Origin of the sequence: Aquaticitalea lipolytica, assembly GCF_014641635.1 — a bacterium.
GTDB lineage: Bacteria > Bacteroidota > Bacteroidia > Flavobacteriales > Flavobacteriaceae > Aquaticitalea > Aquaticitalea lipolytica.
On sequence record NZ_BMIC01000001.1, the window covers coordinates 771,605 to 784,862 of the forward strand.

At 31.5% G+C, this 13,258-nt stretch carries 10 protein-coding genes and 1 tRNA gene; 4 read left to right on the forward strand and 7 right to left on the reverse strand.

Features of this window, described 5'->3' with window-relative positions; all coding sequences use genetic code 11:
• Positions 1-242: 242 nt before the first annotated feature.
• The 4 genes from IEW41_RS03605 (at position 243) to IEW41_RS03620 (ending at position 5,591) form a co-directional block, all read left to right on the forward strand.
• Positions 243-1,697: a tyrosine-type recombinase/integrase gene (locus IEW41_RS03605; protein ID WP_188604966.1), complete on the forward strand. Its 1,455-nt coding sequence runs from the start codon at positions 243-245 to the stop codon at positions 1,695-1,697.
• Between the two features lie 362 nt (positions 1,698-2,059).
• Entirely contained in the window at positions 2,060-2,380 is a 321-nt protein-coding gene (locus IEW41_RS03610; RefSeq protein WP_188604967.1) for a helix-turn-helix domain-containing protein, read from the forward strand.
• 212 nt (positions 2,381-2,592) lie between these two features.
• Positions 2,593-4,590 carry an argonaute/piwi family protein gene (locus tag IEW41_RS03615; protein ID WP_188604968.1) on the forward strand — a complete coding sequence of 666 codons (1,998 nt, stop codon included), beginning with the start codon at positions 2,593-2,595 and terminating at the stop codon, positions 4,588-4,590.
• The gene (locus IEW41_RS03620; RefSeq protein ID WP_188604969.1) at positions 4,578-5,591 is read left to right on the forward strand and encodes a PD-(D/E)XK nuclease domain-containing protein; all 1,014 of its coding nucleotides are present in this window, start codon (positions 4,578-4,580) and stop codon (positions 5,589-5,591) included. The genes IEW41_RS03615 and IEW41_RS03620 overlap by 13 nt, the downstream gene beginning before the upstream one ends.
• A 39-nt stretch (positions 5,592-5,630) precedes the next feature.
• Here the strand turns inward: IEW41_RS03620 and IEW41_RS03625 are convergent, their stop codons facing one another.
• The 7 genes from IEW41_RS03625 to IEW41_RS03655 all read right to left on the reverse strand — a co-directional run bounded on the left by IEW41_RS03625 (position 5,631) and on the right by IEW41_RS03655 (position 13,256).
• Complete coding sequence (locus tag IEW41_RS03625; protein WP_188604970.1) at positions 5,631-6,077, reverse strand: hypothetical protein; 447 nt, start codon at positions 6,075-6,077, stop codon at positions 5,631-5,633.
• Positions 6,078-6,146: 69 nt separating this feature from the next.
• A complete protein-coding gene (locus tag IEW41_RS03630; RefSeq protein ID WP_188604971.1) occupies positions 6,147-7,214 on the reverse strand; it encodes a DUF4238 domain-containing protein in 1,068 nt (355 codons plus the stop codon).
• 130 nt (positions 7,215-7,344) lie between these two features.
• Positions 7,345-7,417 (reverse strand) — tRNA-Met (locus IEW41_RS03635).
• Positions 7,418-7,512: 95 nt separating this feature from the next.
• Complete coding sequence (locus IEW41_RS03640) at positions 7,513-8,418, reverse strand: leucine-rich repeat domain-containing protein (protein ID WP_188604972.1); 906 nt, start codon at positions 8,416-8,418, stop codon at positions 7,513-7,515.
• A 140-nt stretch (positions 8,419-8,558) separates the two neighbouring features.
• Positions 8,559-8,741, reverse strand: a complete 183-nt coding sequence (locus IEW41_RS03645; protein ID WP_188604973.1) for a CPXCG motif-containing cysteine-rich protein — start codon at positions 8,739-8,741, stop codon at positions 8,559-8,561.
• An 11-nt stretch (positions 8,742-8,752) separates the two neighbouring features.
• Positions 8,753-10,069 (reverse strand): TolC family protein, encoded by a 1,317-nt coding sequence (locus IEW41_RS03650; protein WP_188605584.1) that lies wholly within the window; start codon positions 10,067-10,069, stop codon positions 8,753-8,755.
• Complete coding sequence (locus tag IEW41_RS03655) at positions 10,059-13,256, reverse strand: efflux RND transporter permease subunit (RefSeq protein WP_188604974.1); 3,198 nt, start codon at positions 13,254-13,256, stop codon at positions 10,059-10,061. Before IEW41_RS03655 ends, IEW41_RS03650 begins: the two co-directional genes overlap by 11 nt.
• Positions 13,257-13,258 lie beyond the last annotated feature (2 nt).

Below are 13,258 nucleotides of genomic sequence, written 5' to 3' on the forward strand. Positions count from 1 at the left end.
TAAGTTGGGTAAAGAGATTGATAAAATCAGTTTTTCAGTCGTTTGCTCTACCAACTGAGCTATCAGGGCACACCGTACAAATACGGACTATGAGTGTATAGATATATTTCTTCGCTTTGTCCAGTATTATTTGTAGGTGTTGATGATAAAGGCGTAGAGGGTTTTACTGTGCGTATCAGTACTCCCCGATTTTAAGTATTCAAGCATTAACTATTTGTTTTCAAGAAAGGACAGATTGCATAATGCAGTACTTAAATTCAGACAAAAACACCAAATTTGCTTCCAAATTTGCTTCCAAAAAAGTTACTTCGCTAAAATTTACAGACCCTACAATAAGACATTTAAAAACAGATAAAAGCAAAATTTTCTGGTGTAAAGGGTTGTCAGGTTTCGGTATAAGGGTGTCACCGAAAGGAACAAAAACCTGGGTGTATTACTACCGAATTAACAAAACACAACGAAAGTTGAATTTAGGAAGATACCCTAAAGTTTGCTTGAGTGAAGCGCATCGATTGTATAATGAAGCCAAAACAAAGGTTGAGTGCGGAACAGACCCAAGTGATGAACTAAAAAAGTTAAAAAAACAGTTTGATGAAGAGCTGACTGTCAAACAACTCGTAGAACTATATTTAGAACATTCAAAAAAGTCAGGAAAAAAGAGCTATAAAGTCGAAGAAAAATGCTTGAAAAAAGATTTAATCTCTCATTTAGGAAAAAGAAAAATTACTACAATCGAACCAAAAGACTTGGCTAAAATCTTCAATGAAATCATTACAATAAGGGAAGCTCCTAGTAGTGCAACCCATCTTTACAGTTACATAAGACGGATATTTAATTTTGCCTCAGATATGGGATTGATGAGACGTAGAGATAATCCTTGTTTAGACATCAAGCTAAATATCAAGAAAAAGAAAAGAAACAGACATCTCACACCCCAAGAGATATACTTGTTTTGGTATGGAGTTGATAAAATCAAAATGACCCCTATTGTTAGATATGCCTTAAAATTTATGTTGCTGACCCTAGCCAGAGGTGGTGAAGTAAGGCAAATGAAATGGTCCGATATTGATTTTAATGAACGTATTTGGACATTGCCAAGAACAAAGAATGGTCATTTGCATCGAATATATCTTAATGATAAAGCAATGAACATCTTGAAAGAGGTCGGAAAATACACAGAAGGAAAGGGTTTGGTGTTTGGCTCAACTGGACAGTATTCAAAATGTGGTGTTATAAAGACAAATCTTAAACCATTGCACAATCGGACTCTTTGCCAGCCCATAAAACGTCATTTCAACGTCTTTAAAATCAAAGAACCCTTCACACCTCACGATCTAAGAAGAACTGGGGCTACAATCTTAGCAGGTCTATTTGGTCGCCAGGACTTGGTAAAGATGTGCCTAAACCACGTAAGGAATGATATTACCGATGTTTATGACCAATACACTTATGATGTTGAAAAGAAGAATGCAATGAACGCCCTCAATAAAGCTATTAATTTAATTATTGATAGCCCAAATATTGAGAGCGTCCCTACATTTGATGTACTCAGACAAGAGATATTACCTTTAGATATTATTCTTAACCGTCATGAACCTCTGAAGAAGAATAAGAACATGGATTTTCTAGCCACTGTTTCACATCCTGTATCCTATAAGCTTTCCTTTGACCTAAAGCCGTTATCGAATGTAACTTAGGAAACCTACCTGCCTTACGTTCCCTATACTGCGTTGTTTTATCCAATGTAGTGGCTATCTCAGCAGTCTTGATTGAAATAAAGGCATTCATATCGATTAAAAGTTGGGTAACAACTTTAGTCTCTTCGTCAGGGTCGAGGAGAATAACATCATTATTTGTAATTGTTTTTACCATAGAGATTCCTTTCTGCTTTTCTATGAAAGAAATACCTAAGACTTAATGAAAGTATTGAATACGCACTAAAAACTACAACTGTAACGAATTTGTATTAATTTGTTTATGGAAAATTAACCATTGAGTGCGTAAGCTCCAGTCCAATTAGTTTTTAAAAGGAATTACAACAAGGAGGTCTATTATGACTATGAAGTTTAATTACCCCAATAAAACTAGAACTGACTTTCTAAAGGATGTCGTGTTACTACTCATAGCCAGACGGCTCGAACTTGGAATTACCCAAGACGAGTTAAACCATACGCTAGGTGTTGCTGACCGATTGGTAAGTAAATGGGAATGTGGTGTAAGAACTCCCACATCATTCCATTTATATTGCTGGGCTGATGCTTTAGAAAGCATGATTACTATTACTGCTAACGATAACAGCCCACCTTCTATTTCTGATGAAATGGAAAAAGCAGTCAATGACAACATTTTATTTAATGTTCATCATTTTACAAAAGAGTAGTAATCTAAAACATAAACCAAAGAAAAGAGATAGTAGTTAATGGTATTAAATATCAAACAGCTACTTTCTCTTTTCAATTTACATTACATAAATATGACACAATGTCATTTTTAATTATCCTTTTAGTTGATTTATATGTGTTTAAAGTGCCATATTAATTCCTATCAATCTTGGTATAGAAATTGAACTTTAACAGAATTTAACACATAATTATGGCTGGACTCTTTTTAAACTTTTTCAAAGTAAACCTAGAAAACGATGAGTTTGATTTATCAAATATCTCATACTCAGATTATGAGTCCAAGGAAGACTATTTTGAATTACAAGACAATTATCCAGACCATCAATTTTATCGTGTTAATAGTAGAATTCATTATTGGAGCAAAAATGGCTCAAGTAAATTACTTCCATTAAACAGTATTAAATCTAGAGTTAATTCGAAAACTGAACCAAAAATTATAAGCAAGATAGTTGAATCTTGTTTGATGAATGTCCTCGTTAATGATGAACGCCTTGAAGTTAACAGAAAGAGCCATTCATACTCTTGGGATGTATTGTCATCTAATAATATTCTTAAAGGGATTAAGGGTTTAGCTGCATTCAATTGCTATAATATAACTCCTAGATTTATTAGAAAAAATGATAATGTAATATTAGGATTTACGATATCATTAAGGACAAAATTTAAGTTTTTAAATGATCGAAAAACTCTTGAAGCAAATGGTTTTGACACTGTTGGTTTAAAAGGGGATGAAAATGAAATTTATCCCAATACGCCTGCCGTAAAGAGATATGTCGAGGCTATGGGTTATTCAGCCGTATATGAGAGTTTCAGAAAAACACATTTTAATAATCAGAAAAATTATGAAGGCATCTTCAAATTTGTCAGTTGGTTAAATAGCAATATTATTCCTAAAGTAAAGCTCCCAAATGGAAGTTCTCTAAAACCAATAACATTTTACAATATTCCATCAACAGAATTCAACCATCAAATTTTAAGACGACCAAAAAGATATTTTTATTCTGGTCAAGAAGACACAAAAAACCTTAAATATTATAACCAGAAAGTAAAAGAGTATAAACCTGCTTCATTTGATGAAATAGATTCCGTTGTCCAAATTGGTGTTATTTGTCCAAAAAAACACGAAGGAAGAACAGAAACGTTTCTAAAAACTGTAAAAAACAGACTAGAAACAGAACTGCACATTAAGCACATAACTTTTGTCACTAAGTTTATTGAAGATGAAAGATTAGAGTCTTATGCAAGTGTTTTATATGATGAAGAATTACAAAAGTCTAAAACGGTCATTGTAGTTGTTAGTGAAGACCAAAAAATAATTCCAGTAAAACAATCTCCTTACTATTATTGTAAAGCCAAATTAATTGGCATGGGTATTCCAACCCAATTAATTAGAGTTGAAACTGTTAATACAGGTGTCAATTCATTTGCAATGACAAACTTAACTCTCAATATTTATGCGAAAATTGGTGGTACAGCTTGGACAATAGAAAAAGAAGATAAACTCAAAAAAGAATTTATCATAGGAATTGGTTCTACAACATTAGATGATGGAAACCACGTTTTAGGGTTAGCCCAGATTTTTGACCCTGATGGGCGTTATCTTGTTGGTGACTGTGCTCCAGTATCTACTTTTGACAACTATAAAGAGAATTTAAAGACTTTTCTAAAGAGGATTATTAAAGAAGAAATAGAAAGTGCTTCAATAAGCGGTAGTGAAGAGTTTAGATTGATATTTCATATATATAAAAGTCCGAGTAGCGAATATGAACTTTCTGCTGTCAAAGAAGTTATAGAACTGTTTCGTGAGTATTCATTTACTTTTGCACTTATTCACTTAGCATATGGTCACAATTACCGTCTTTTCTACGGGCAGGGGACTCAGAAAGTATCTAAAGGATTATATTTGCCAATAGATGACTATGAAGCTCTTCTAAATTTTGTTCCTCACAGCAACCTACCTTTAAAGATAAGATTAGATGGACGTTCAACATTTCAAGACTTACAATATCTTTCACAACAAGTTTATTGGTTTTCAGACTTATCACATAGAAGTTATATGCCAGCCAAAAGAACTGTAACATTAATGTATCCAAGTTTGATGGTAGCTTTGACAGAAAAACTAAAAGAAATTGATGGGTGGGATTTTGACAGATTAAAGCATATAAATGATAAATTATGGTTCATCTAATAGACAAATACAAACAAGAACGGGAGAGTGTTTTGATTCAAGAAAACATTCAATCTTCATTTTATCGTTTTATATCTAAAGAGCCTATAAATTATACACTAGCTGGTCAAGAAGAGCTTGCCAATAGAGGGTTTAAAGGTGAAACACTTTCTGATAGCGAAATTAAAATTCTTACTTCAAGTAGTAATAAAAAAAATCAAATAGATAATAACATATTCAAATTAATCGGATTATTCCTAGCTAGTAGCACTTCACAAGAACTTAAAAAAATTGTTGAAACAAAATTCGACTCCAGCTCAATGGAAAACCAATATATTCTATATAAAGCCTTTCCTTTACTATTTAAAGAAAGGATGGCTAATAGCGCTAAGGGTAATAACTATTCGGTTATTAGACACATCTTTGGTGAGCAAATTAACGAAGAAGAACTTAAAGAGACAATCAATGCTATGGTTATCTCATCTTTAGGCTTACAGGAGTTAATTATATTAGAAGATTATATAAAACAAGATATTGCTACTACCTATAATAATCTTCAGCCTTTAGATTTAGTAAAACAAGTTATTGATAATTTCCCTGAAGCCATTAAACAAATAAAATCAAGAAGAAAAGGAAAAGACGTATTCCAATTTAAAGATGAATATGATGTTCAAGATATCTTATACATTATGCTCAAACCTATCTTCCCAAAAATGAAAGCTGAAGACCCAATAGAAAAAGTAGGTTCAACTTCAACGAAAATAGATTTAATCCTTCGTGAAGAAAAAATCTTAATTGAAGTGAAAATGATAAAGGAGAATGATAATGACGAGAGTAAATTTATCAAACAATTAAAAGAAGACATTCAATCTTATTATGTTTGTCAATGGATGAAACATCTAGTCTGCTTTATTTATGACCCGCAAGACAAAACAAAAGACAGAACTAATTTTTATGATTTGAATGGTATACAAACAATAAATGGTAAAACATTTGAGGTGGATGTCATAGTTTTAAAGTAAACATTGCAATATAGATAAAATAAAGAGTTGCAAAGAACATCATTCATCTGTGCAAACTATATATAAGTAGTAGTACCCATCATAAGAATACATCTTTTTCCCTGGTGCCCTTACCCTTTTGTTTTGATTAGCTTTTGGATGAGACTTCATATATTTTTCAATATAGTGCTCTTCTAATTCTGAGACATAACTTGAACTTTTCGATTTGTATAACAAATACATAAAATGATAATCATTTCTGTAATCTTTTTTATCACCTCTAATATAGGCATCTCCTGTTTTGCCAATTTTAAATTTAGTTCTGTGATGAGATATTATACTATTTATAGATATTGTGATTTTAGTTTTTAACCCTTGGTTAATTCTACCCGTTTTACACCATGATGCTTCTATTGTTGGTTTTGTACCTGACCAAAAGTCTTTCCAGAATTTATTCCAGCCAGTTTCCAACGAGGATAGGTGTGGTCTTTGATTTTTAATACCCATTACAAAAAAATTATTCAACTCAAATATCGAAAATATTATGTGTATTTGGTGGATAAAGTCTATATAAAATTATTCAAGCGTTGGTCTATTTTCAGCATTTCGATACCTTTCATTTCTTATTTCAGCATAATATCCAGTCAGTTTATAGGACTTAGCATGTTGTGTTTGTTTTAGAAATGATAAGTTAAGATTTATCATAAATGGATTACGGTGGTGCTGTACCGTAACAGAATGTGTTCCATCTTTATTGGTTATGGAATCATGGTTTTTTGTTTTTAATTCTTTCTGATCTTGATATTTTTTGGATTTCTCTAAAATTTGTTCGAGTTGAAAGTCAGAAACTTTTTCTGATGAAAAAACTGATTTATTGGAGTGTAAACAAGTTAGAATGTTTAGAAATTCGATGTCTTTTGCATTCATTAGAATATTACTAAACTGTTTTTTGTTTCCAACTTTATAAACTCTAGGGTCATACATAGTTAAAAGTAAATCAGGTGATAAAGGATAAAAAATTTGCAATCCTTTACTCATAATTCCAGTATGACCGTAAGGAAATTTTCTGGACTCAAGAAACTGATTGTATTTTGATATGGGGTTGTCGCTAGTTATTAGTTCTTTATTAGTATCATTTTTCAAAAGTTTTATCTGCATATCCAATAACATAGGCAAACTCTTAAGTAAAATATCTAAACTTATTTCGATTGCGTCATCATGGGCAAAAGAGTAATTATCAAATTCAAAATCTTCAAACTTCTTTTCAAATTTCATAGCAGTCTTTAATGATGAATCTACCATCTCATTAAATTCGTCTGCATTAGCTCTTGTTCGATAAGCTTGTAATAACATAAATAACCAAATCCAATAATAATCATCAGATTTATCTTTTGGGAGTTGTTTTGTCTTTACGACCTTCTTTAGCACATTTGAAGTTTTATCTTCTATATTTCCAAACCAATTCTCTCTTTCTAAATCTTTACCATAAAAATACTTTTCTTGAGCTTGACCATTTAAATCAGCATTTGGAATTATTTTAACTGAATCTTTGATACAAACTTTAATGAGATTGGGGTTGTCTCTTGACGAGAAGAATCTCAAATAGAACTTAGGTACATAATGTTGTTTCTTCTTTTCCGCCATAGTATTCAAACATAAGTATAATCATATTTACAATTAAAACTTAAATTACATAATCCCTTTTTGTTGTACATATGTTGTACAGTAAAAACAAAAAAGCCTTTCAATTTCTTGAAAGGCCTGATTTTACTAGTAGCGGGAACTGGACTCGAACCAGTGACCTTCGGGTTATGAGCCCGACGAGCTACCTACTGCTCTATCCCGCGATTTAGACTGCAAATATAATAGCTTTTTCTTTATAAAAAAAATAACTCCCAACAATTAATTGATGGGAGTTTATTTGCTATTAATCTTTATATTTCTAATCTTCTGTGTCTAAAGTAGCTATAGCGCTTCTGCTTTTTGTATTTGCAAAATCAAATTGCATTAAATTAGGAAACTGAGCTTCTAATTTTACTAATTCGCCTTTAAAATCATTGTCTCCAATCATTAAAACTTTAAGATTAACTAAGTTTGCCATCTCTGAAGGTAAATCGCCATAAAAAGCATTATTTGCAATTACCAATTCTTCAAGACTTACCATAGAACCTATTGAAGATGGAAGTGTTCCAAATAAATTATTGTCAAAAGCACTCAATACTTTTAATTCATTTAAGTTAGAAATAGTTGAAGGTAGTTTTCCTGTTAACCTATTGCTACTTATTAATAATTCTTTTAATCCTTTTATATCTGTTAGCGTGCTAGGTATTTCTCCAGATAAATTATTATTGTATAATTCTAATCTTTCTAATTTAGTTAAATTACCAATAGTTGAAGGTATTTGCCCTTCTAATCTATTCATAAATAATTGCAACGTTTTTAAAGAAGATAATTTAGTAATCTCATTTGGCAATTGGCCATCTAATTTATTGAAAGCGATATTTAACTCTTTTAAATTTTTAAGATTCCCAATTGTTGAAGGAATAGCTCCAGAAATATCATTTCTAAAAAGATTCACTTTTTCTAAATTCACCAAATCTCCAAACTCTACTGGCAAGTTCCCTTTAAGGTTGTTAAAAGGCAAATCTAAAGCTACTACTTTATCATCTTTTAATGTAACACCAAACCAAGTTGATACTGGAGATTGTAAATCCCAAGTAGTGTTCCAAGTTAGTCCTTGTGTAGAATTATATAAAGCAACTAAAGCTTCTTTTTCTTTTGTAGAAACGTTACCAAAAGATAGTATGGTAACTAAACAGAATAACAATGTCGTTTTTAAAGTATTCATAATGGTAGATTTTTGTGAGGGAGCACATTTATATAACGAATATAGTTGAATATCGTTTAACTACCAATTATTTTCGACGAACTGCATCTTTAGAAATTATATTTATATTTAACCAGCTGTATTTTAGCTATTTACAAAAATCATTGTTCAATGCTTTCTGCTTGAAAACTAGTGATTTCATTGTTTTCTATTACTATATCAAGCTGAATTGGATTACAACAAATTTCACAATCCTCGATGTAATTTTGATCAGAAACAGAATAATCAACAAGCATAGAAATATCTTCCCAACAATAAGGACATTGAAAAAAATACTCTTCCATACTTAAACTTATTAAAATTGAACATTAAGCAACTCACCACTTAACAATAAAAGATTAAGTTCGGCAATTTTAGCTTGATATTTAGCTTGATTTCTGCTTAATTCAGCATTTAATAGATTCAATTGTGCTTGCCTAAATTCGATAGAAGTCACTTGTCCTAATTTGAATTTTTCTTGAGTGCGATCAAAATTATTTTTTGAAGTTAAAATATTCTCTTCCTGAACTCTGAAAATGGTTAATTTGTTTTTATAATCATCCCAAGCATTATTAAAATCTCGCTCTACACTTATTAGCACAGACTCTTTTTGTAGTTGCTGATTTTCTAAATTTATTTTAGCGTTTTTTACTTGTGTAATAGTCCTACCTCCATCAAATAAATTCCAACTTAAATTTACACCTCCTGAGAGTCCTGTATTAGTAGAAACTGCCACAAAAGATGCTGCATTATTATTGTTTTTATTCCAACCATAAGTACCTGTTAGACCAACCGTTGGCAAGTAACCAGATTTATTGGCCTTAATAGTAAACTCATTAATTGCTATATTTTTTTCTATTTGTAAAAGCGATACATTATTTGACTTCATTTTATCAAAAAGATCTTGTTTACTAATATCAATTTTAAAGTTAATAAGTGTATCTACACTAAATTCATTTCCATAAGCATTTCCTAAAACAACATTTAAATCGCGCTTTGTATTTTTTAATTGCTGTTTTGAATTGATAACATTTATACTATCGTTATTAATATCTACTTGAGCATTAAGCACTCCTAGTTTTGTGCTTTGACCATAATCAAACTGATATTGAGCTCTTACTATTCTGTCTTTAGAAATACTCAAGGTTTGCTCTAAAGCATCAACATTTTCAGAGATTTGAGCCACATTATAATAGACTGTAAACAATTGAAAAATGGTGTTTTCAATGGTTTCTCTAGCTTCCAATTCAGATAATTGATATTGTTCTTTTAAGCGTTTGTAATCATAATGCCTTCCTAAACCATCAAACAGAGTATAATTCAAATTTAACGACGCATTATAACGTGAACTTTCTGCGCCATCTAAATTAGTAACTCTTCCATCAGAAAATTCGGCTTCAGTATTATCTAAATTATAAGTTGCACCTGCGTTTCCAGTTAATGTTGGCAAATAACCAGAATTCAATACGCTAGTGTTATTTTCTGCAATTCTGTTGTTGTTAGATGCTATTTTAATACCATAATTATTTTCCAAAGCCAATTCAATAGCCTCAGAAACCGTTAATACTTCTTGTGCTTTTACTGATATTGATAAAAATGCTATCAGTAATAATATGTTATATTTAATGTGCATTTTCTTCATTTTGTTCTTTTATAGCACGTTCAACTTCTTCTTTAGTAACCTCATTGCCTGTAACTAACCATTTGGTTTTTTGCTTGATGTAATTGCTAAATGACAACAACAATGGCAGCATTAATAAAGTTAACACTGTTGCGTAAGCAATACCAAATGAAATAGAAATAGCCATTGGTTTTAAAAATTGTGCTTGCCTGCTTTTTTCTAAAAGTAAAGGCGCTAAACCAGCAATTGTTGTTAAAGAGGTTAAAAATATGGCTCTAAAACGTGATTTTCCTGCTTCTTTTATGGCGTCGTCAAATTTTAAGCCTGATCTTAAATTAGTGTTGAATTTTCCAATAAGTACCAAACCATCATTGACCATAATTCCTATTAAGGCAATAATGCCTAATAAGGATAAAACATTTAAAGGAAAATCTAAAAGCCAATGCCCTAATGCAACTGCAGTTAAACTAAATGGGATTAGTAAAATAAGTAAAAGTGGCTGGCTAAAACTTCTAAACGTAAAGGCAATAGTTATATAAATTAATGCTAGAATAATCAATCCCGTTTGATTAAGAGAACCAACTAGCTTATCTTTTTCTCGACTTTGCCCTTCATAAGAAGCTGTTACTGTTGGATATTTTGAATGTAAATCAACCATAACATTATTCTCAATATCTTCCATAATATCAGAAGCACTTGTACTTGGATCTTTTAAATCGGCAGATACTTGTATTTCACGCTGACCAGATAAATGGTTAATAGCGACATCTCCTCTCTCAATTGAATACGTAGCAATATCTTTTAAAGTGACACGCTCTCCAGAAGGCGTCACAATTCGCATATCGTCTAAATCGTTAATTGAAGCCCTATTATCTTTCTCATAACGAACCCAAACTCTAATTTCGTCTTGTCCTCTTTGAAAACGTTGTGCTTGTACACCAAAAAAACCTGCCCTAATTTGAGTCATTACAGTTCGTAAATCCAAACCAAGTAGATATGCGCTTTCTTTAAGTTCTAATCGGATTTCTTTTATTCCAGCAGGATCGTTATCTGAAACATCTTTTAATAATGGGTTAGACTCCAAAATTTGTTTTAACTCAACTTTGGCTGCTTTTAACTCATCAATATTATTACTTAATAATGATACAGATACAGGACTTCCACCAAAATTACCACCTGAACCAAATATTAAACGCTCTGTTCCAATTACAGGTCCAACCAGTTCTCTTAATCGATTGGCAACCAGTGATGAATTTATTTCATCTGGTCGCTCCTCTCCAGGCAACATATTAATTGCTAGTCGTGCACTAGATGAGCTATTGATACTTTTAATTGTATTTTCAAATAATACTTTATCAGTTCCTTTTAGATATTTTTCAGTGAACTCTTTATTTACAATTTCAGCTTTATCTTCAATCATAGAAATGATAGAATCAGTCACTTTTACATTAGTTCCGTTAGGCATACCTAACTCAATAGTCACTGTATCACTTGCAATACTTGGGAACATAGTAACACCAACTACACCTCCACCAATAAAACCAAAAGTCATTACAAAAAGAAAAACAAATATTCCAAATGATAGTACTTTAAACTTGAATACAAAATCTAAAATTGGTGCATAAACTCTGTCTCTTAAAAAAGACATGATTCGGTCTCCAAAGGCATTAATCCCTCTCATTTTAGCGAAAAACTGCTTTATTTTAGATGTTGGATTGGCTTCTTTATTTCGCTGTAATGCTTTTGAATGAGCTAAATGCGCTGGTAAAATAATTAACGCTTCAATTAATGATACCGCTAAAGTTAGCATTACAATTACAGACACTTCACCAAAAAATTCTCCAATTCTGCTTTCTAAAAACAGGAAGGTTGAAAATGCTAATAAAGTTGTGATAATGGCCGAAACTACAGGAGGAATAACTTCCATTGTACCATCTATAGCAGCATCTACTGGGCTTTTACCTTTTTCGTAATGTTGATAAATGTTTTCAGCAATAACAATTCCGTCATCAACCAAAATACCAATAACGATAATCATCCCAAAGAGAGATAATACATTTATAGTAACATCAAACTGACCTGCAAAAATGAACATTCCTAAAAATGAAATTGGCAACCCAAATGCTACCCAAAATGCTAATCGTGTATTAAGGAACAGTGATAAAAATATAAGTACTAAAAGCATTCCAATTACTGCGTTTTCAGTTAACAGTTTTGTACGCTGATTAAGAGTAATTGATAAATCTCTAACAACATCCAAACGAACATTGTTATGTTTTTGATTATACTCTTCAATATATTCTTTTACTTTTTCTGCTGATGTTACCAAGTCTTCATTGTTAGTACTTGTTACGCTAACATTTACAGATAAATCCTTATTAAAGTAAGTCGCATTTGGTGTTTCAGAAAAGCGATCACGTAATACAGCTACATCTTTTAATCGAACGGTTTTGCCGTCAGGTGTTGCTCTTACAATTATATTAGAAAGTTCATCGCCATAATACGAGCGATTATTAGCTCTAATTAAATATTCTTCAGCATCTGTTTTAATGTTTCCTCCTGTAACTAAAATATTAGAAGTACTTACTGCTTGAGCTACTTCGGCAAAAGATATATTATATGCCAATAAACTGATTTCATTAACTGCAATTTCAATTTCTTCAGCTGGATAGCCTGAAACTTCTACTTGGGAAATACCATCAATTGCTCTTAAATCGTTTTCAATTTGCCTACCTATTTGTTTTAGAGTTGCTAATGGAATATCTGTTCCGCTTACAGCAAAAGAAATTGTTTCTCTTACATTTTCATTTTTTGCAACAATAAGTGGTTCCATTCCTGTTGGAAACGTTGGAACTCTATCAACAGCATTTTTTACTTCCAAAAGCATAAAATCGATGCTTTCGCCTTTCTCGATTTCTACAGTAATTGTACCACTATTCTCTCTGGAAGTAGATGTCACTCTATCGACACCTTTTAAACCTTTGAGATTATCTTCTATTTGAAGTACGATTCCTTCTTCAATCTCTTGAGGAGATGCTCCAGGATAAGCTATTTGAATGGTTATAATTTTTGAATCGACAAGAGGAAAAAATGACGACTTTAGAGATAACATTCCAACAATACCAAACACAACAAATGCAAGTATAAATACATTTACTGCAACATGATATTTTATAAAATATGCAATTATTTTTCTCATAC